Consider the following 18,952-nt stretch of genomic DNA (forward strand, 5'->3'; position numbering starts at 1 on the left):
GCAGCCGCTTCGGACGCCTCATCCGCCAAGGCTTCCCCTCCTGGGCGACGGCTACCTCGGACTCCGGTCGGTGTCTACGTTTCCGACGTCGGCGGACTGCTCATAGGGAAGGACGACAAGAAGGCCCAGAGAGTACTCGGGTCCTACGACCTCAGTTACACGATCACCGAGAGCAAGGGCAGCACCCTCACGGTGAAGTACACCGCCACGACGGACATCAACAACGAGTCGTTCATACCGATGCACGCCAAGTGGCAGGAGGCCGCCAACAATGGTCCCAAACACACGGGAGGATTCTTCGCCGGCTACCGGGTCGAGATCCGCTGGCAAGAGACCATCTACAAGTAGGGGGACGGGGAGCATGTCGGTGGGAAGAGGGCGATGCGCCGCCATGTCCCGGGCCCTGGGGCTGGCGGTGACCCTGAGCGGGTGTTCCACTGCCGGCACCACGGCCGTGGACACCGACGGGCTGCCGGGCGTCTGGACCGGGAGCGGCGGCGGCCGGGTCGAGTTCCACGCGGATGGCTGGTTCAGTATGAAGGGGATTCCCGCCAAATCCGTCGACTTCACCTGGAGCGAGCCGCGGAACGGTGCGACCAGAGTCTCGGGTGCGGGAACCTGGCAGCAGCAGGACGTCGACGAGGACAGCCTGCAACTGATGATCGACGCCGGCGGCTCGTTCCCCACCGATGAGGAGGTCGCCACCCTCATGGTCGCCGAGGACGGTCCGCCCCAGGTGCTCTTCTTCAGCACGAACGTCGACAAGCCGTACGGCTACGAGATCGAGAAGAACCCGTAGCCACTTCGGACTCCTCGACAGGTTCCCCGAACCGTAGGCCCGGGGCTTGGCAGCCCGGGTCGGACACGATCCGGCCCGAGCCTGGCGTTTGACGCCCTGATGTGTTAATGCTCGGGGACGTGCGGCTGTCGGTGTACGGCGCGGCGGTTCCGGGCAGCGGTGCAGCAAAGCGGCCGTGCCGGCGAACAGCTGACACGGCCGCGAGGTCTGGAACGAAGGTCACGGCACCCCGTCTGCGAGGAGATTGCCGCGCCCGGTGGGCCGGAAGCCTGACTACGTCGCGATTTGGACGATCACTCGAATGCCGCCGGCCACACCGACCGTGCCGCCGACGACGGCGACCGCCTTGGCGACATCGGAGTGGCCGGTCATCGCCAGGATGAAGGCGACGGCGACCGATACCAGGGCCGTGACGACGGTGAGCCAAGCAAGCAGCCGGGCCTCGGAGGGACCAGCGCCTGCCCGGCAAACCACTGAGAACAGCCCCGGGCCGGGCCTTCCGCTGCCCCACGGTTGGCCTACGCTCTGCTGGCTGGGGGGCGGAGTGAAGACCTTGCAGAGCCGGGGTCCCGTGCCGTCAGGCGCTCCGACTGCGCCCGCGCAGGATGCTCAGCAGGTCTGTGAGCACCGACCGGCTCTCGGAGTCGGCGTGGGCGATCTGATCGGTGACGGCGGCTGCCTGCACAGTCGGGACCAGCTGATTGAGCGTTTTCAGAGTGGCCACCGATCGAGTGACCCCTGCGACGAGGGGCGCAACGCACGAGGCACCCGCGCCGTTGAGGGAGATGTTCGACATCTCAACTCTTCAGCGCAGGTGCCTCGTTGGTTCCCTATCCTGCCGCGCTCGACCTGCCTCATGCGGTGGTCGAGTGGGTCACCATGCTCATCGTCACCCGCGAGCCTGACCGCCGCTGCAAACTCCCGCCGCACAGGCGCGCGCTGGTCGCTCTGGTGCACCTGCGCAAGCACGACACCCTGGCCCAGATCGCAGCGGCCTTCGGCATATCGGTTCCGGGCCGAAGAGGTCTACTGGACGACGACGATGCCGCCTGGTTTGTAGTCGGGCAGGTCGACGAGATTGACGGACTGGGTGGACTCGACGCGGTACGCCGGTCCGCCGTCCGGGGCGACGGTGAGGTCGAAGCGGACGGGCACGTCGCTGGTCTCCCCGCTGGTGGCGCGCAGGCTCTCGATCTTGGCGAGCGTGGTACGGGGGACGATGGCCGCCTCGCGTGCGCGCTGGGGCGCCCCAGCGGCGAGGACCAGCAGTCCGTAGGCGATGGGGACGGCCAAGCCGCCGACCAGCAGGGGAACGCGTTCGAGGACAGTGCCGACGACGAGTGCGGCGAGCGAGCTCCCGATCACCGCGCCCGTGAGGATCCCGCAGGCGAGGTCGAGGGGGGTGCGGCGCGTCGGCAGTGCGCTCGGAGGGGCCGGCGTGATCGTCATACCGAGATTGTGGCGGCCCGGGCCGCGGCCCGGTAGGCGTCCAGGCGCCTTTCTCTCTCCCCCACGGCGTTGCTGGGGACGGATGTCGTCACCTCCCAGGCATCGCAGGCAGGTGGCCGATTACGATGACCGTTCCGGGCACCGGGAAACCGCGACTACTCGGCCACGCCGATGAGCGCGTCCCCGAGTCGGCCCCGGGTCGGCCGCAGCCGCGCGACACCCCGATCGACGAGTTGATCGAAACGATCATCGCCTCCATCAGGGCAGTACGCCCCGCAGGCCCTGATCACCCATGACGCTTAAGTCAGCTGATCGGACATCCCGATCACGTACGCACCCACCAGGCGACCGTCCTCGCCTCCCACGTCACCGGCCTCGCACAGCGCTACCCGGCCGCCGGGGACTTCAGCGTGGCCACTGATCGGGTGATCCCGGTGAGGTTGAGGTGAGGACCGCAACGCACAAGGCTTCGCTGTCACCGCCATCGGCCGGAGTCAGGGAGCGTGTTCACCGTTGCCTCTCCAGGAGGAGGACGGCTTTGGGAGGACGGCTTTGGCGATTGACGTCATGCGGTTCGGGCTGCATCGCGATCTTCGGAAGATTCGCCAGGACTTGAGTCGTGCCATGCCGCGTTCGACGGGTGCCCGGGCCGTGGCCAGTGCCCGGTTAACCGTTTGCTGTATTAGGGACAGCTGCCCTTCGGGTGGGCGTCTGCGGCCGGTGGTGAGCCAGGGGCCGGCCCCTGTGTAGGCACGTCGGCCAGGATGGGGACTCCCTGGCGTTCGCAGATCCGGATGATCCTGTGGGTGCAGGCCGCGGTCAGGTCGTGGCACCTGCCGGGCAAGGCGGGAGAGATCCACCTGACCTTGCTGACTGGGTCGGTCACGACCTGCACGTTCACGCCGTGGCGGCGGTGCTTGTGGGAGTAGTCGGCCTGGCCGTCGCCTACTCGGTCGCACTCGGCGAGCGTCCCGTCGAGCATTACGTACTCCGGATCGGTCTCGCGCAGGACCTTCAGCAGGCCCGGCGCCCGGTCGGCCAAAAGGTCGATGACCGCACCGGCGTAGGCGTGAGCGGTGCCGGGCGTTTGGCGGTCGATTCGCTCACCAAGGGCAACGGCAGAAAGCGCCAGGCTATCACCGTCGTCGTGCAGGACCGTCTAGCCGGCCCTCGTCAGACAGGGACTGTCCGGGGCCGAGGGCGACGGTGCCGGCCGCGGCCGAGACGATCGTGGTGGACGAGGTGCCGGGGTCGGCGGGCCCAGCGGCCGAGGGGGGCCGGTCGGTAGGGTCTCAGGAGTTCACCGTCACCAATGACGGCGAGTGCGGCGACCGAATCAGCACGGCCTGGAGGGGCCGGGAGATCGGCATCCGCTACCCTCCCGGCCGCCCGCACGCCTACCGCTTCACCACCGACCCGGACGCCGGACGGAGCGGCCTCGGCTGGCCCAACTTCGCGGTCTTCCTCATCTACGTCGGGCTGGTCGTCGTCGCCTCGATCGACTGGGGCTGGCCGTGGGCCCTCATCGGCTTCGGCGTGCCCTGGACGCTGCTGGGCGCGACCTACCTGCCCGGGGCCATACGCGACTCACGCCTACGCATCGAGGGCCTCGCCTCCGGCGGCCCGGTCCCGGGCCGCGTCATCGCCGTACTGAAGGACGTCACCGTCGACGAGGACGGCGAAACCGCCACCAGCCACACCCCGGTCGTCGCCTTCACCACCCACGACGGCACCGCCGTCACCGCCTACCGCACCGTAGGGCTGAGCGATCCCGCCCGCTCGCGCGGCCGGGACCTCACGATCCACTACCGCCCCGACGACCCGGTCGTCTTCACCACAGACCTCGCCGCCGAACACCGCCCCCACGTCGGCGAGATCGCGTTCGCTGTCGGGGCCCTTCTCGTGGGGGTCGCTGCGGCCGTGGCGGGAGGGATCTTGATCGCGGGCTGACGCCCACCGCCCCTGACGAGCCGGCCCCGCGACCGGCACGACGTCAGGCAACAGCCGCCGCCGAATCGCCGGTCACTCCCTCGTCGTGCCGCAAAGCAGACGCACGGCCCGGGCACCCGTCGAACGACGCATGGGGCGGCTGAGGTCCTGGCGGCCTGAACGTGGTTCCGCCGTGGTCAACGTCGGCGCCAGGGGACAGGGAGGCCAGGTAGGCGTCACGACCGGCTGGGCGGGTAATGCTGTCCTGGGCAGTGTTTGGTGGGCCGGTCACCCTCACACTTGCTGCGCGTCGAGTGGAGTGCCAGCGCACCCGCTGGTCGTCGACTGCCGAGGTGCGGCTGCGCTACGCCACGGTGGACTTCTCCTACGCGGTCTTCGAGTACCCCCTGACCATTGCCACAGAGCCTGATCCCTTCCCACTTCCCGGCGGCGCCCTGCTGCAGGAGCAGGTGCTTGCCGGGGCCTCCAGCACGGTGCGGCTGACCTCGCTGCGTGGTGTGGACGCTGCGCACCTGGTCCTCGCCGACATCGACCTGACCGAGTGCCTGTTCGCAGGCGCGGTACACCTTGACCAGCTGAAGGTAGACGGCTGGTGCACCTTCGCAACCACCCCCGCAGGATGGAGTTGGCGCTACCCCTGGCGATGGAGTCGGCGGCAGATCCTGGCGGAGGAGTCTCACTGGCGCGTGCGAGGTGCGCGCCGTCCTAGACGCAGCCGCGGCTGGACGGTGCCTAGCGAGGAGGCACCGAAACTGGAGCCGGCTGCGGTGGCGGTGCTGTACCGGCAGCTGTGCAAGTCGCTCGAGGACGGGAAGAACGAGCCGGACGCGGCCGACTTCTACTACGGCGAGTGCGAGATGCGCCGCTACGACAGGCGCCGCCCGCGGGCTGAACGGTGGCTACTGCGCACGTACCGGGCCATCTCGGGGTACGGCCTGCGCGTCACCCGCGCACTCGTCTGGCCGGGCGCGGCCTTGGGCGTCACGGTCGCGACAATCATGCTGTGGGGGCTACCGAACGAGAAACCAAAGCAGGAGGCCACCGGGACGGTGCCCGCCGGGGGAGGGAAGGTCACCTTTGAGATCGACAAAGCCGATCCTCAGAACCCCACTGGGGACTGGCGCACGGGAGAGCGGTTCGAGAAGGCGCTGAACGTCACGCTCAACTCGGTGGTTTTCCGTTCCTCTGGGCAGGACCTGACTACCTCTGGTACGTACATCGAGATGGGCTCCCGCGTTGCAGAGCCCATTCTTTTCGGCCTTGCTGTGCTGGCGGTCCGCAATCGCGTCAAGCGCTGACCCCGGAGCAGCAGTAGGCCACGGGGTTCAGCGACCGGTGAGCGAACAAGCGGCCGAATCCCGACGGCTGCCAGCTTCTCTGCACGGGGTGTCTCGTAGCCCAGGCTGCGTACCCTTGGCTGCGTGCCCCGCCACTCGAAGAAGCCCCGTCGGCTGGTCGCCAACGGACGCGTGTACATGTGGACAATGCGCCACAGCCACCGAAAGGACGCCGACGGCCGGTCTGTGGACTGCCGCCAAACCCTGTCTCTGTCACCGCAACCGGTCGGCACCGGCGGCCCTCTGCGCGTTGTGTTTGCCGCCGGTCCTTGTCGATACGTCCCGGGCGGGGCCCCGTTCGGGTCCGGGGACGTGGGCTTCATCCGGGGTGCAGGGCTGAACCTGCACGAGCCCGGCGCCGTCCGGGCCTTGCTCGACGTGGTGTTGGCCGGTGGGTGGCAGCCAGGGAGCGCCGGGCGGTGGAGGTCGACGGCTGGTTCCTGCTTGGAGCCGGGCGGTCGCCGCGCGAGCCGAGGACACCACCCCCGAGGGCCCGCAAGGGGTGGCTCCTCTTCGCCTGACTTCGTTTGCCGGCCGACGGGATCGGCCGCATTCGGTGCCGTGAGGTGGCGGACGCGGGGTAGTCGGAGGTCACTCGGACGGCGCTTTTGCCGCCCGGCACGATCCCGCAGCCCTCGAGGAGCACCATGTTCACCTTCAGCGCGTTGTCCCGGCGACTGCAGCGCAGTGCGCGCAAGGTGTTCGGATGGGAGCGGCTGCGCCCGGAGCAGTTGCGGGCGATGAAGTCGGTCATGGAACAGCGCGACACTCTCGTGGTGATGCCGACCGGCGCAGGGAAGTCCGCCGTCTACCAGGTGCCCGGGGTGCTTCTGTCCGGCCCCACCGTCGTCGTCTCCCCTCTGATCGCCCTGCAACGGGACCAGGTGAGCGGCCTGTTGAGACGGGCCGGTGCGGACGCCGCGGCCGTGAACTCCACCCAGAGCCGCGGCGAGAACGACGCGGTGTGGGACCGGATCAGCGAGGGAGACGTCGACTTCGTCTTCCTCGCCCCGGAGCAGCTGGCCAAGGACGAAGTGGTCGAGCAGCTCGCGGCGGCACGGCCCGCGCTGTTCGTCGTGGACGAGGCACAGTGCGTGTCGACCTGGGGGCACGACTTCCGGCCCGAGTACCTGCGGCTGGGCCAGGTGATCGACCGGATCGGCCGCCCGCCAGTGCTCGCCCTCACGGCGAGCGCCGCCGCCCCGGTGCGGGCGGACATTGTCCAGCGGCTCGGCATGCGCGACGTGCGGGAGGTGGTCACCGGCTTCGACCGGCCCAACATCCACCTGGAGGTCATCCCCTTCCGGAGCGCCGCCGACAAGCGCCGGGCGGTGGTCGAACGTGCCGCCGCCGAACCCAAGCCCGGGCTGGTCTACGCAGCGACCCGCAAGGAGTGCGAGGAGTACGCCCGCGAGCTGGGCGACCTGGGGCTGGGCGTGGCGGCGTACCACGCTGGCCTGCCCGTCAAGGAACGCGGCGCGGTGCACGACCGTTTTCTCGCGGGGGAGCTGGACGTGGTGGTAGCCACCTCCGCCTTCGGGATGGGCATCGACAAGCCGGACGTCCGGTTCGTGCTGCACGCCTCGGTGCCCGGCTCCCTGGACGCCTACTATCAGGAGATAGGCCGCGCCGGACGAGACGAAAAGCCGGCCCGGGCGATCCTCGCCTACCGGTCGCAGGACCTCGGCATGCAGCGGTTCTTCGCCGCCGGACGCCCCGATCCGGACACCGTCGCCCAGGTAGCCGGCACACTGGAGGAACACGCTGGCCCGGTCCGGCCGAGCGACCTGCGCAGCGAGACGGGCCTGACGGCCAGTCGACTGACGGCCGTCGTCAATCTACTGGAACAGGTCGAAGCGGTACGCACCACCGAATCGGGAGCCCTGGAGACCACCGGCGCCGCCGATCCGGCAGAGGCCGCCCGCAAGGCCGTCGAACTCGGTGACGCACACCAGCAGCTGGAGCGATCGCGGGTCGACATGATGCGGGGTTACGCGGAGAACACGGGCTGCCTGCGGCGGTTCCTGCTCGGCTACTTCGGGCAGGAATCGGAAGCCGGGGGATCCTGCGGCTCCTGCGACCGCTGCGAGGCCGCCGCACTCTCCCCGGACGGCCCGAAGGCGGCCGCGGGGGTGCTGGCCGGCATCGGCGGACCGGTGGTCCCGCAGGAGGTGAGCCGCGCCGACGACGCCCCGCACCCCTTCCGGCTCGGCGCCCGGGTCCGGCACGGCCAATGGGGGGACGGCTCGGTGATGAGCCAGGACGGCCGTCGGCTGACCGTGCTGTTCGAGACGGCCGGCTACCGCACGCTCTCCCTGGACGTGGTCGAACAGAACGGCTTGCTGACGTTGCGCTGAAGGGCCGCCGCCGGCGCTGACCACGGGCCGGGCCGCAGGCACTTGCCCCGCAGCCCGGGATCGCGGGCCCGCTCCGGCTGGGCCTTGGATCATGCCGGGGTCGGAGGCGCGTTCGCCGAGGACGCCAAACTGGCGCGCCTCGCCGGCGGAGCCTTCTCGGAGACATTGAGAACGCACGGATCGCCGCCCTCCTGGCTGAGCAAGAGTCCGAGACCGCCGTGCCCACGCCCGTCGAGGCAGACAGCGCGTACACCGCCCCCAACTACGTGTGCTCCTCATGGACTACGATCCGAAGGGCCACCTGACCAAGCAACTGGGCGTCAAACAGCTTCCCGCTAGCGGCCGGCTCGTCACGGTGGCTTCCGTGGTCACCGGGATCGTGCGCCTGCTCGCCGACGACCCAGGCACCGCGATTCTGCACGGCCTGGCGGCACGGATGTGCGCCACCCTCAATCGCGCCACCCGCCCGGACGACCAGCGCCGAGATTTGCACACACAACCTGTTTTCCCGGGTCAGGAAGCCGTCGGCAATATGAGGTGACGGGCTCGAGGGTCGCGTCAGTTGCCTTCATTCCTACAAAGTGCTTGCGGTCCTGGTTCCGGTTGGCGCCCCAAGTGCGGATGTCCTTTTCCGCTCCTCGTCGGTGTTGCCCCCTCTGACCCCACAGTACGTCGGCACGACTGGCTGGCTGGCCTAGGCCCTCTCCTGGAGCGCCTGCCCTCGGCACGGGGTCAGCTTCGGCTCCGAGGAGAATGTGATGTGGTCCTGCTGCGCCGCTGTGCCGAGCGCCGCGATGACGGCCGCGGTCGTCGGGTTGGTCGTTTCGGTGTGGCGGGTCGCGGCGAACAGGAGGCGTTGGGTCGGGTGGTCCTCAATAGGGGCCGTGCGGATGCCTGGTGTAGTCGGATCGATGGCCGTCCGGGGGACGAGTGCGGTGGCGAGGCCGGACCGGGCGAGGGTGATCTGGGAGGCTATGTCGGTGGTGATGTAGCGCGTCGTGGGGGTGAAGCCGACCTGCTGGCAGGCGTGCAGGATGGCCTGTCCGCAGTCCGTGGTCGCGGGTGGCACGACGAGTTGGTGCGTGGCCAGTTCGCGCAGTTCGAAGGGCCTTCCGTCAGATCCGTTGTCGGCGGTGACGACGAGCAGCGGGTCGTCGGCAGCGGCGAGACCACGATGCCTTGGGGTGTGGTCTCCCGCAGGTGGTGGTAGCGCTGGCCCAGCGCTACGTCGACGGTGCCGAGTGTGAGTTCGCGCAGTTGTGTCTGGTCGGTGACGAGACAGGTCACGGCGAGCTGCGGATGGTCCGCGCCGAGCGCGGTCAGCGCAGGGGCCACGATCGTGGCGACGGTCGACGGAAGCGCGGCGAGCGTGGCGGTGGCGCCGACCCTGCCCTTGACTGCCGCGACGGCGCACTCGGCTTCCTCCATGACGGCGAGGATCCGGTCGGCGTGTCGAAGGAGGACACGGCGGGCCTCCGTGAGTGCGACGGTTCGCCCGTCGGGACGCAGGAGATCGGTCCTGACGTCGTGTCTCAGTGCGGCCAGTTGCTGGGACACGGCACCGGCGGACAGCTCCAGGGACTGGGCCGCCGCGGTGATGGAGCCGCGGGCGGCGACGGTCTTCAGCATGTGCAGACGGCGGATATCCAGCGAGACTCGACAGATTACCTAAAGGGTCCCATCAGGAATCACCCCCTTGACCTGCCGAGTTGAAGTGAGCGACCTTCTGCGCATGGAGATCTTCGACTGCATCGCCGCCGTGGCCAGGCCGGTCCACGACTTCGGCGACGAGTTCATGTCCGACGACGCGACCGCAGCCGTCGGCCTGCGCGCCGGATTCGCCCCGGGGCGCGGCTTCTACTGCCGCGGCCGCTTCGGGGTGCTCGGCGAGGCACCGGCCGCTGTGGTCCAGGCAGTGCAGGGGTTCCTCGGCCCCGATCTCGTCGCCACCGGCTGGCGGGTCGGCGGGCTGTCCAGGCACTCGCGTCGTGTCCGTAGCGGGTGAGGAAGCGCGCGAACTGCCCGTCACGGGGCAGCGCCGTATGAGCAGTGAGGCGTACGCCGCGCTGGACACCGGCCTGGTGGTGGAGTGCTCGCGGGGTCGGGCCGTCACGGCACGCTGACCGTCGCACGGGTCCGCTGACCACTTCGCCCGCAACTGGGGTGAGGTGGTCAGGTGCGGTCGATGATCTGTACGCACGCCGTGCGGGAGCTGACCTGGTAGCAGGCGCAGAGTTTGCCGTCCGGGAGGGCACCGGGGGTGAAGGGAAGCGATGAGCTGGCCGTGAGAGCGGTGGGCGGTGAGGGTGTAGCGCTGGCCGCCGGGCTCGGTGATGTGCACCGTCGCGGTCCGCCTGCCCTGCGGCGGGTTGATCCAAGCGGTGGTTACGACCCCCGGGTTCTCACTGCCCGCCGCCCCGTTTGTGGAGATGCAGACCTGCGGGCCGGAGAAGTGATGGGTGCAGGCCGAGGTGGCGGCATGCGCGGGGACGTCCAGAGCGATGGCGAGAGCGGTGACGGTGAGGCCCACGGCCAGGACGCGGAGAAGTCGCTTCATGCCCGGTCAACGACCCCCGCCCAGGTCGGGCACGGACTGGCACCGAAATTCGAACATACGATCTAATTGAAGGATGGACCCCCACCTCTTCCCCAACGACCTGATCCGCGCCCAGCGAGAGTGGCACGACACCTACCGCGCGCTCGCCGCGCCGCGTCCGCGCCGCGCCACCGAGCTGCGCCGCCGCCTGCTCCACCTGTCCACGCGGATCCAGTGGCATCCGTTCTGGTCCACCGCAGCCGGCACGCCTGCTGCCCGGGCCGAGCTGAAACGGCGCACGCTTCACGTGAGCGCCGCCGCGCCTGGCCGCGCGCAAACGCTCTGATACGCCCGACAGAGCGCCGCGCCGAGCCCGGTATCCGGGTGTGCCCGCCCCCGGTCCCGCGTGTACCCCGAGGTCTCTGGCGGACGCGCGCACCGAACCGTTCGCCTTCCTGGACCGCTTCGCCGAAGGGCTTGACCACTGGACCGCCCGGCCTGGCTGGAGCTGCGTCGTGGGCTGCGACGGCGACCAGCCGGGTCCACGTAGTCCCGCGGGTCACGGATCCTGGCAACAAGGCCGTCTACCGCTGGCCGGGAAGGAACGAGGAGGGCCCCGATCGCTGCGGGGCCCTCCTCGTTCAGGCCGGTCAGACCTTCAGGATCAGCGCTTCCACCTGCTCGAGCGTTGTCACGCTGGCCTGTGCGGCGGCCCGTACCTTCGCGAGTTTCTCCATCCACTCGATCCGCTGCTCGGCCAGGAGCGGCTCCTCCCCGAGCTGAACGCGCAGGCGGTGTGCGTCCTCGAAGTCCGTCATCAGGACGTGGGCGGCATCCACTGCCTTCAGGTAACTGCCCTCGACCAGTTCGACCCGTGCCGGCAGCTCCCGGCGCAGCGTGGCCAACTGGTCTCGGGGGTCGGCAGCCGCCTCGCCGTGCGTGGTGGTCGCGGTACCGGCGTCCGCGGTGTTCCCGGTGCCCGCAGGCGCGTTGGCGGTGTCCTTGGACGCGGCCGACGCCGGGGTACCGAGGGCGACGGGGAACAGCTCGTCGAACCACTCCTTGTCGGCGATGTAACGGGCGGGCCGGCCCTCGGCATCCGGAGCGATCACCATCCCCGCAGTGATCGCTGTCCGGTCCTTCTCGGCCCAGTCCTGCTCGCCGTAGCAGACCAGGGACGTACCGTCGTCCGACTCGGGCGGCCGCACCGCGTCCGGGTGCTCCAGCACGGCCTTCGCGAAGGCGAGGAGAAGGGCCCGGCTGACGCCCGGCGCGCCTGTTGCGCCCCTCGCCCGCCTCACTGCCCTGCCCGGGGGTGATGAACGGCTGCGAGCGTGGATCAGTGCCGGTGCCATCCGCTGGACCAGGGCGGCCCAGACGGCCGCGTCACCGGCTTCCGCCCCCAGGAGCAGCTCCGCGAGCGGCCTCGGATCCTGCCCGGCGCCTTCCCTTGCCTCCGTGCGGCCGAAGAGACCGAGCGCGGAGAAGATGTTGCCCCGGTGTACGAACAGCTGCGCGACGGCGGCGGACCACAGGCGCGTGCGCCCCTCGGCCGCCTTCGCCCGGATTTGGCTCCACGCCGGCTCCTGCAGCGTCCCCCCGACACCGGCCAGAACCGCCCGGTGTCGCGGACGGTGCGCGCGTTCGTCGGCTGCTCGGTCTCGGCGCGAACAGGAGAAGGCTACGGCCCATGCCGCGGGGGAGGCGGAAGGCCGGCAAGAGGCCAAGAGGAACGGCCTCTTCGGCTTCCTGAGCTGACCCGATTGCGGAGTTGGGCGGGGCGCTGCTCGGGTTGCGCCGGTGCGGCCTCGACGCCGGCCCCGGCGACCGGCATCCAGGCGGAGGTTCGGGTCACCGTCCCGCTCCCTCAGGCGGTCCCCGCAGGGAGCGGCCCACCTGCGGACTTTCAGAGCGGCAGGTTTGGATGCGGTTTCGGTGGTCAGGTGGTGGGGGACCGCAACGTCGAGCACAGCAAAGGTGTGAGTGACATGGCTGCTGATGAGAAGACCCAGGCCAAGACGGAGCAGGCCAAGGGCAAGGTCAAGGAAGCTGTCGGCCGGACTGTCGGCAACGAGCGGCTCACGGCCGAAGGCCGGGCCGACCAGGCCAAGGGCGATGCCCGTCAGGCCAAGGAGAAGGTCAAGGACGCCCTCACTGACTGACGTCGCTCGATACCTAGCACCAGCACTCGCGGCCCCGCGGAGCTCTGCTCCGGCGGGGCCGTGCTGCGTCCGGAAGGTCACGCGATGAAGTGAGCATGGTTGTGCTCGGTGCGGGGAGGTGAGGGCGGTGATCACATGCCTCGTCCTCACTGCGGAAGAGGGGCCGGTCTCCATAACCGGCCCCTCTTCCTTCTACGTCTCAGCCGAATCGCATGTGGGAGGCTTTGTCGTACTCATTGCGGTGGTCACGCTGTGGTGGACTTGTCGGGTGTGCCGCGCTGCAACGCAGAGGGCCCTGTCATCACGACGGGCCCTCTGCGTCCACCCGCGCCCCAATCCGGGTGCACCCCCTCGCGGGCGTCCTCGCGGCGTCGGGATGGTCCCGCAGGGTTTAGGGCGGGTGTTCCGTCACATGGTGCCGGCCTTCCCTCGTAGTGCTGTGGAAGAGGTCGGGTCAGGGATCGGGTCAGCGGCGGGCGGTGCCTCGCAGATTTCCCCGAGGACGTCGCACCGGCCCTGCCACGCCGTACCGGCCGGAGGGCCGCTGCGGCGATGCCGTCCTGGTCGTGCTCGCTGGTCCCGGCCGGACCTGCGTCGGGGAGCTCGGGGCCGACCGGAGAGGTGACGTGTTGGTCAGGGTTATCGCCGCCCCCGTACCCACGGGCCGCACGGCCGCAGTGGCCGCGTATGTCTCCGGACGCCGCCGTACGCGACGCGCGCCGGTACGAAGCCGCCCCGCCCCCGGACGACAACCTGCGTGAGCCGACTCCGCTGGAGAAGTACAAGGCGTTGGCGCAGTGGCTGGAGTTTCAGCTGCGGCAGGTTCGGGGGCGGATCCGGGACCTCGAAGCCCAGGAGCACCAGGAGCGGGGGCGGCGCAAGCCGCAACCCGAGGAGTCGGCCGGACCGGGGCGCCGCGAGGTCGAGGAGAAGCCGCAGCCGCGCCCTCCGGACTGGGGCATCAGCGAGGCCGGTCCGGGGTCGGTTGTCGAGGTTCACCGCGGTGACTGCTGGGCTGCCAGGAAAGAGCTGCGGGCGATCAGCCGGGAGCGCGCCCTGGCGGAGCTTGCCGACGGCGCCCCGGCCTGCGAGGTGTGCCGCCCGGACAGACCCTTGGGAGTGGCGTGACGGCGGCGCTGATCCCTCCACACACTGCGCCCCTGCTTTCCTGAGTGGCGGTCAGGCGCGGGCGCAAAGACGTCTACGCCGACGTCAACGCCGACCGGCGAGGAGAACCGCGGCGCGAGGCCGAATGTCGAGTGAACGGCGCACCGCCCCGGTAGCGTTCCGTTAACGTACGTACACGTAGTGCAAGGAGCGTCTTATGCAGCCCAGGCATGGAGCAGTCAGCTCTCCCCCTTCCCGAGCACACCTCTACCTGGAGGACTGGCAGGCCAACGGCCTGGAGGCGGGCAAGTTCTTCCCTCAGACGCAGGCGGGCCTGTCCGATCCCTTCGCTCCGAGTGACGTGGTCAACGCCCAGCCGCCGGCGGACGGGCGGATCGCCAGCGCCGGGAAGGACTACGCGGCTTCCCTGGACGAGGTGGGTCGCGACTGGAAGAAGCACCCGGTCACCTCCGGCCAGAACCTGGAGATCACCTGGGGGTTCCACGCGGAACACAAGACCCGCCGCTTCAACTACTTCCTCACCAAGAACGGCTGGGACCCGGAGCAGGCCCTGACCCGCGCCCAGTTCGAGGCCGAGCCATTCCACAGCGTCCAGCTGACCGAACAGCCCTACTGGGAGTACCCGCTCGCCACGGGTAACCCCACCACCCACGCCATGCGCCTGCCCGAGCGCCGCGCCGGCCACCACGTCCTGCTCTCCGTCTGGGAGGTCGCCGACACCGGCCAGGCCTTCTACCAGGTCATCGACCTCCAATTCACGTAGAACAACCGCGCCCCGAGGCGCGACCGTGTGCCGGCCCCGCCACAACGGCAGGGCCGGCACACCCCGCTAACCGGCGTGCAGGGCCGGTGGTCCAACTTCGCTGTCACAGGACAGCTGCGCCGGCTTACGGGCCACCGCGACGCGGCAGCGTACCCTGAGGGCTCCAGGGGCGCCCTGGGACCCTAGGCTGCTCCCCGCGCCTGCGGGGATGGTCCCAACGACGTCCCGTACGACCGGACGAAGCGGTACTTGCTCCCCGTCTCTGCGGGGATAGTCATTCGAGTGACGCTACGAGGGTTCAGCTTGTTCTTTAACCTCTGACGCTGGTGGTCAGCTGAGGGTTTCGAGTCCGGCCAGTAGGTAGGCGACGCCGAGTCCCGTGTTGAGGTACTGCTCGAAGGTCTGGTTGTGCAGAGCCCAGGGCGATCGTCTCTGCCGGATAAGCGCGATGGCGGTGGTGGGGTCCTGACCCAGCTCGATCAAGGTCTGTGCGACGACGAGGCCGGAGCGGTTGTAGCCGGAGTGGCAGCGCACGAGAATGTTGCGGTCGTTCCGTACCGCCTCAGCGGCCGTCACGGCCAGCTGTTGGACCGAGTGGAGTTGCTCAGCCGTGAGGGGGCCGTCTGGGATCTCACTGATCAGATGGGCGACTCCGGGGGGCGGTCCATGGCCTGATCGGGTGAACAGGCTGATGACCAAATCAAATTCAGTCCCGACAACGGCGGTTTGCACCTCGCCTTCAGGGCCAGCCCAGAAGTGCCCGCCCAGCCATAGCCGCGGCCTGACTTCGTTCCACGGTGCCTGCGGGTCGGGGGCACCTCGGTCCCGCTGACGTGTTTTCACGGACACTCCTCTCCAGGTGGACCAACGACAGGGTCAGGCAGTCGCGTTCCCTGTGGCATGCGCTGTCGTCGTTCCGTGACCGTCAGGTCACGCAGTTCGGTCTTGCCCACGCCGAAGCGCGGGGCCTTCTGTCGGTTGGCGGATCCGAGTGGTCGGCCTGGGCCAGGTCTTCCAGGTTTCGGCGCGCTGGCCGGGAGAAGGGACTTCGCGCAAATGTTTCTGAAGCCTCGCCGGACTCGCGCCGGGTGAGGCGTCCGGGCGCAGCGGGCTTCTCCCATGGTCGGCGGAGGTCCGCGGCGAGAGGTCGGGCGAGACGGAGCTGGGTATGGGCGGTGATCACCAGCCAGGTCCAGCGGTCATCCGCTTCGGGTGCGCGGATCTTCGGGCGGGTCCAGCCGAGGGTCTGTTTGAACAGCCGGAAGGTGTGTTCGAGATCGAATCGGCAAGAAATGCCTGCCAGCGAAGGTCGATGTCCTGGGCAGTGATGCCAGTGCGGGAGGACCACAGTTAGACGGGCTTGGGATCGCGGTCACCAGGGAGGTGGTCGACCTGCAGTCGGATCAACGCCCCTTCGATCACGGGGAGGTCGCCGTCGTGGTCGATTCAGCAGGTCCGGTGGGTGAGGCGGGGATGCAAGCGGTCCCAGCTGCTGGCCCTTGCGGTGCCGTAGCGAGTGGTCTCGGTGGTCGTGGCGTGTTGAGGCTCGGGCCAGGTGACCGGCTTGCGCAGCGCGAACTCGGGGCCGTGCTTGGGCGGGCGGCATTGGTCCCCGGCATCCTGGGCGGCTTCGGTAGCCGCAGTACCCGGTCCGACCGGATCCGCCCGAAAAGTTCCACGGGCAGGTCGGCCAGGACGAAGGCGAGACGGGTGACGTCGTAGCCGGCGTCCATCACTATGAGGATGTCCGGATCGTCGGCCTGCCAGTGCCCAGCGACGATCAGGCGGTCAACGACGCCGCGGAGCTGGTCGGCGGTCACCGCGGTGGCGTCGTCCTGTGGGCCGAGGCGGACAGCATCGAGCACCGCCGTCCACGAGGTGCGGCCGGACTCCAACGCGGCCACAAAGGAGTACGGCCAGCCCGGGATGAACTGCGATGTGCTCTTCGCGCGCCCGTAGACATGGCAGAAGAGCCGCTCGGCACTGGTCGGCGCGTCCGAGCGCAGCCACGGGCTTACGTCCACCGCGAGCACGATCCGTCCGTCGGCTGCTCTGGGGAGAGGCAGTCTGGACAACTCGGCGCGGAGTCGGTCCACCTCGATCCGGCCACGGTTCAATCCGTCGTAGAGAGCACCGTGTCCTCGCCGGTGCTCAGGCGTCAGCGTCAGGTCGACCAGGGTCTTCACCGGTCCGTCCGCGCAGAGCATGGCATCGGTCAGCTCGAACAGTGCATCCGCCCGGGTAGCGAGGCAGCCGTAGAAAGCCGCGCGGAAGTCGGACATCACGCTCAATGTTCTGGCGCGATCGGCACCCTCCAGCACACTCGTCCTCAGGTCGTCATCGTGCGTTGCGGCCGAAGGACATGATCACGCGGACGTCGTCCAGCTGTCCTGCGAAGACGAAAACCCGTGGTCAGCGATGAGGCCGACCACGGGCAGAGGTTAAGGAACAAGTTCAGTGCCTGTTTCTGAACCCCGTAGCAGCAGGTCAAGGGCTGTCAGTCCGGACCAGGAGCTTTGCGCAAGCGTTCGGGGAACGGTTACCGTGACCGTTCCCCGAACGGCTCCGGCAGGGCGGTGGTCAGAGGTCGGGATCTGGGGCGTCGGTAAGACCCCCGTCACCAGCCGCAAACGGCAGAATGCGCACCATGAGCGACGCAGCGGCAACCATCTTCACTGCCATAGCGGGCGGACTGTTCGCCCTCGCAGTGGCGTACATCGGCTACAGGGCTGGCCAGCGGCAGACCACCGACCAGGCCACCGTCGAACACGGCCAATGGTTACGTGGGCAACGCCAACAGGCCTACCTGGCGTTCGTAGACACCTGGGACACCACGGTGGACAGCCTCCAGCGTGTGCAGCAGTCGTGGGAGTCGCGGGTACGTGAGTACCAGCAGGGCGACCGACTCGACGACCCGAATGAGGAACCAAGCCGTGTGCTGGGAGACGCGCGGCGCGCGGTCGGTAGGGATCTCGAACGTGTGGAGTTGTTGGGCCCTCAGCGGATCGACATCGCGGTACGGGCGATGGAGGACGCCTTGCGGGAGATGCGGGACGTGATCGCAGCTCAAATGGCGACCAGCGCGATCTGTCCGCACTGGGAAGAGTGGAACCCGGTGACGGTCCGGGCTAACACGGCACGGCTCAACTTCCATGCGGCGGCGATCCGGACGTTGCGGCAGCCGCCGAGTCCGGAGGGGGAGAGTGAGGGCCTGGAATATTAATCGCCACCGTTTGCGGCTGGTGACAGGGTTCTTACCGACACCCCCGATTCTGCGCTGTCACCGAGCTGCCTGAACGGGAGGGCTCCCGGGGCGCCCTGGTGGCGTTCGTGACGTGGCTGCTGCGCGAGGGTCAGCAGAACGGCAAGGGCTACGCCCTGTCGTCGGCCTCCACCTACCTCGCGGCTGCCGTCGTCGGGCTGCGCGAGCGCGGCGTGACGGCCTCCGGTGACGACCAGCGCGAGGCCCGTGCCGCGCTGGAGGGCCTGGCGGTCAAGCTCCTGCAGGCTGGGGAACGGCGCGGCCGCAGGCAGGCGGTCGGAGCCGACTTCGACGGACTGCGTGCCATCGTCCGGGTTGCCCCGACACCCTCACCGGTGACCGGGACAAGGCCCTGACTCTGACCGGCTTCCACTACGCCTCGCGCAGTCAGGACCCGGCCGGGCTGCTGACCGGTGATGTCACCCTGAACCCGCGCGGCCTGGTCGTCGCCGCGCTTACCGGCAAGACCAAGCACTCCTTGCGCAACGCGAAGATCCGCTACGCCGATGATCCCGAGCTCTGCCCGGTACGGGCCTGGACCGTCTACCGCACCCGACTGGTCGCCGAGCACGGCCCGCAGTGGGCCGACCCGTCGACGTCGGCGTTCGTCGGCATCGACCAGTGGGGCCACGTCACCGGCGGCATGTGCCCGGACTCCGTCACCCGCGCCATCAAGCGGATCTCTAACAGGGCGGGGGTGCCGATCGCTGGGACCGGGCACTCCCTGCGCATCGGCTTGGCCTCCGTCGCCCGCCGCAAGGGCCGCGACGGCATCGCCATCGCCGACCAGGGCGGCTGGGCCCGGCACTCCCGCTCGATGCTCGGCTACATGCAGCGCGACGACGACTGGGACGACAACTGCTGGCGCTGCCTGATCCGTCCCCGCCGACGCCGCCGGCCGCGGAGCTGCCGGACCATCCGGCCTACCGGCAGATCATGGCGGTGTTCGCCGCGGCCGACACCCCGCTGCGGGCTCGGGCGGTCTGCGAGGCGATGGATCTGGAGATCGCGCCCAACAACATCAACAACACCCGCCTGAAGCTCAAACGGCTGACCGAGCGCAGAATCCTGGTCGAGACCGAGCAAGGTTTGTTCACCCAGCCGCGGCCGTAGCCCCCCGGCGACGCCGCAGCGGCGCGCTTCCCCCTCCCGAAAGAGGTGTATCTCCACAACGACCCCTACACCGCAAAGGCCGGGACCACGCCAGGC

General features: G+C 69.3%; 20 protein-coding genes and 4 pseudogenes. 16 read left to right on the forward strand and 8 right to left on the reverse strand.

The window, feature by feature from the left end; translation table 11 throughout:
- Positions 1-192: 192 nt before the first annotated feature.
- Both ACFWVP_RS19940 and ACFWVP_RS19945 read left to right on the forward strand, forming a co-directional pair.
- A complete protein-coding gene (locus ACFWVP_RS19940) occupies positions 193-348 on the forward strand; it encodes a hypothetical protein (protein WP_384498310.1) in 156 nt (51 codons plus the stop codon).
- A gap of 43 nt (positions 349-391) precedes the next feature.
- A complete protein-coding gene (locus ACFWVP_RS19945) occupies positions 392-799 on the forward strand; it encodes a hypothetical protein (protein WP_384498312.1) in 408 nt (135 codons plus the stop codon).
- A gap of 577 nt (positions 800-1,376) precedes the next feature.
- Here the strand turns inward: ACFWVP_RS19945 and ACFWVP_RS19950 are convergent.
- On the reverse strand, positions 1,377-1,595 hold the full coding sequence (locus ACFWVP_RS19950) for a hypothetical protein (protein WP_384498313.1): 219 nt from the start codon (positions 1,593-1,595) through the stop codon (positions 1,377-1,379).
- A 26-nt stretch (positions 1,596-1,621) separates the two neighbouring features.
- On the opposite strand from ACFWVP_RS19950, the pseudogene ACFWVP_RS19955 reads away from it, so the two are divergent.
- Positions 1,622-1,810, forward strand: a pseudogene (locus ACFWVP_RS19955) (transposase family protein); the annotation flags it as partial.
- Between the two features lie 18 nt (positions 1,811-1,828).
- Here ACFWVP_RS19955 and ACFWVP_RS19960 read toward each other — a convergent pair.
- Both ACFWVP_RS19960 and ACFWVP_RS19965 read right to left on the reverse strand, forming a co-directional pair.
- A pseudogene (locus ACFWVP_RS19960) lies at positions 1,829-2,248 on the reverse strand (hypothetical protein); the annotation flags it as partial.
- 494 nt (positions 2,249-2,742) lie between these two features.
- Positions 2,743-3,329, reverse strand: a pseudogene (locus ACFWVP_RS19965) (transposase family protein); the annotation flags it as partial.
- A 125-nt stretch (positions 3,330-3,454) separates the two neighbouring features.
- Between ACFWVP_RS19965 and ACFWVP_RS19970 the strand changes: the two are divergent.
- From ACFWVP_RS19970 to ACFWVP_RS19985, 4 genes are all read left to right on the forward strand, one after another.
- Positions 3,455-4,198 (forward strand): DUF3592 domain-containing protein, encoded by a 744-nt coding sequence (locus ACFWVP_RS19970; RefSeq protein ID WP_384498315.1) that lies wholly within the window; start codon positions 3,455-3,457, stop codon positions 4,196-4,198.
- 332 nt (positions 4,199-4,530) lie between these two features.
- Complete coding sequence (locus ACFWVP_RS19975) at positions 4,531-5,496, forward strand: hypothetical protein (protein WP_384498317.1); 966 nt, start codon at positions 4,531-4,533, stop codon at positions 5,494-5,496.
- A gap of 686 nt (positions 5,497-6,182) precedes the next feature.
- Positions 6,183-7,892, forward strand: coding sequence for a RecQ family ATP-dependent DNA helicase (locus ACFWVP_RS19980; protein WP_384498319.1), 1,710 nt, complete (start codon positions 6,183-6,185; stop codon positions 7,890-7,892).
- Between the two features lie 277 nt (positions 7,893-8,169).
- Complete coding sequence (locus ACFWVP_RS19985; protein ID WP_384498321.1) at positions 8,170-8,433, forward strand: hypothetical protein; 264 nt, start codon at positions 8,170-8,172, stop codon at positions 8,431-8,433.
- 153 nt (positions 8,434-8,586) lie between these two features.
- On the opposite strand, the gene ACFWVP_RS19990 is transcribed toward ACFWVP_RS19985, so the two are convergent.
- Both ACFWVP_RS19990 and ACFWVP_RS19995 read right to left on the reverse strand, forming a co-directional pair.
- The gene (locus ACFWVP_RS19990; protein ID WP_384498388.1) at positions 8,587-9,306 is read right to left on the reverse strand and encodes a LysR family transcriptional regulator substrate-binding protein; all 720 of its coding nucleotides are present in this window, start codon (positions 9,304-9,306) and stop codon (positions 8,587-8,589) included.
- A gap of 116 nt (positions 9,307-9,422) precedes the next feature.
- Positions 9,423-9,521, reverse strand: a pseudogene (locus tag ACFWVP_RS19995) (LysR family transcriptional regulator); the annotation flags it as partial.
- Positions 9,522-9,606: 85 nt separating this feature from the next.
- On the opposite strand from ACFWVP_RS19995, the gene ACFWVP_RS20000 reads away from it, so the two are divergent.
- The 3 genes from ACFWVP_RS20000 (at position 9,607) to ACFWVP_RS20010 (ending at position 10,774) form a co-directional block, all read left to right on the forward strand.
- Positions 9,607-9,897: a hypothetical protein gene (locus ACFWVP_RS20000; RefSeq protein WP_384498323.1), complete on the forward strand. Its 291-nt coding sequence runs from the start codon at positions 9,607-9,609 to the stop codon at positions 9,895-9,897.
- Entirely contained in the window at positions 9,881-10,015 is a 135-nt protein-coding gene (locus tag ACFWVP_RS20005; protein ID WP_384498325.1) for a hypothetical protein, read from the forward strand. Before ACFWVP_RS20000 ends, ACFWVP_RS20005 begins: the two co-directional genes overlap by 17 nt.
- Positions 10,016-10,522: 507 nt before the next feature.
- Entirely contained in the window at positions 10,523-10,774 is a 252-nt protein-coding gene (locus ACFWVP_RS20010) for a hypothetical protein (RefSeq protein WP_384498327.1), read from the forward strand.
- A 304-nt stretch (positions 10,775-11,078) separates the two neighbouring features.
- Here ACFWVP_RS20010 and ACFWVP_RS20015 read toward each other — a convergent pair whose 3' ends face one another.
- A complete protein-coding gene (locus ACFWVP_RS20015; protein WP_384498329.1) occupies positions 11,079-11,657 on the reverse strand; it encodes a hypothetical protein in 579 nt (192 codons plus the stop codon).
- 759 nt (positions 11,658-12,416) lie between these two features.
- Here ACFWVP_RS20015 and ACFWVP_RS20020 point away from each other — a divergent pair.
- The 3 genes from ACFWVP_RS20020 to ACFWVP_RS20030 all read left to right on the forward strand — a co-directional run bounded on the left by ACFWVP_RS20020 (position 12,417) and on the right by ACFWVP_RS20030 (position 14,481).
- Positions 12,417-12,590 (forward strand): CsbD family protein, encoded by a 174-nt coding sequence (locus ACFWVP_RS20020; RefSeq protein ID WP_384498331.1) that lies wholly within the window; start codon positions 12,417-12,419, stop codon positions 12,588-12,590.
- A 687-nt stretch (positions 12,591-13,277) separates the two neighbouring features.
- Positions 13,278-13,718: a DUF6233 domain-containing protein gene (locus tag ACFWVP_RS20025; protein ID WP_384498332.1), complete on the forward strand. Its 441-nt coding sequence runs from the start codon at positions 13,278-13,280 to the stop codon at positions 13,716-13,718.
- Between the two features lie 196 nt (positions 13,719-13,914).
- Positions 13,915-14,481, forward strand: a complete 567-nt coding sequence (locus ACFWVP_RS20030) for a lytic polysaccharide monooxygenase auxiliary activity family 9 protein (RefSeq protein WP_384498334.1) — start codon at positions 13,915-13,917, stop codon at positions 14,479-14,481.
- A gap of 330 nt (positions 14,482-14,811) precedes the next feature.
- Here the strand turns inward: ACFWVP_RS20030 and ACFWVP_RS20035 are convergent, their stop codons facing one another.
- Together ACFWVP_RS20035 and ACFWVP_RS20040 are read right to left on the reverse strand one after the other, a co-directional pair.
- Positions 14,812-15,057 carry a hypothetical protein gene (locus ACFWVP_RS20035; RefSeq protein WP_384498336.1) on the reverse strand — a complete coding sequence of 82 codons (246 nt, stop codon included), beginning with the start codon at positions 15,055-15,057 and terminating at the stop codon, positions 14,812-14,814.
- A gap of 842 nt (positions 15,058-15,899) precedes the next feature.
- Positions 15,900-16,763, reverse strand: coding sequence for a transposase (locus ACFWVP_RS20040; protein WP_384498338.1), 864 nt, complete (start codon positions 16,761-16,763; stop codon positions 15,900-15,902).
- A 365-nt stretch (positions 16,764-17,128) separates the two neighbouring features.
- On the opposite strand from ACFWVP_RS20040, the gene ACFWVP_RS20045 reads away from it, so the two are divergent.
- The 3 genes from ACFWVP_RS20045 to ACFWVP_RS20055 all read left to right on the forward strand — a co-directional run bounded on the left by ACFWVP_RS20045 (position 17,129) and on the right by ACFWVP_RS20055 (position 18,856).
- On the forward strand, positions 17,129-17,704 hold the full coding sequence (locus tag ACFWVP_RS20045) for a hypothetical protein (protein ID WP_384498340.1): 576 nt from the start codon (positions 17,129-17,131) through the stop codon (positions 17,702-17,704).
- Positions 17,705-17,802: 98 nt separating this feature from the next.
- Complete coding sequence (locus ACFWVP_RS20050) at positions 17,803-18,099, forward strand: hypothetical protein (protein ID WP_384498342.1); 297 nt, start codon at positions 17,803-17,805, stop codon at positions 18,097-18,099.
- Positions 18,100-18,679: 580 nt separating this feature from the next.
- The gene (locus ACFWVP_RS20055) at positions 18,680-18,856 is read left to right on the forward strand and encodes a hypothetical protein (RefSeq protein ID WP_384498344.1); all 177 of its coding nucleotides are present in this window, start codon (positions 18,680-18,682) and stop codon (positions 18,854-18,856) included.
- Positions 18,857-18,952: the final 96 nt, after the last annotated feature.

The sequence above is a fragment of the Streptomyces sp. NPDC058637 genome (assembly GCF_042717325.1).
Classification (GTDB): domain Bacteria; phylum Actinomycetota; class Actinomycetes; order Streptomycetales; family Streptomycetaceae; genus Streptomyces.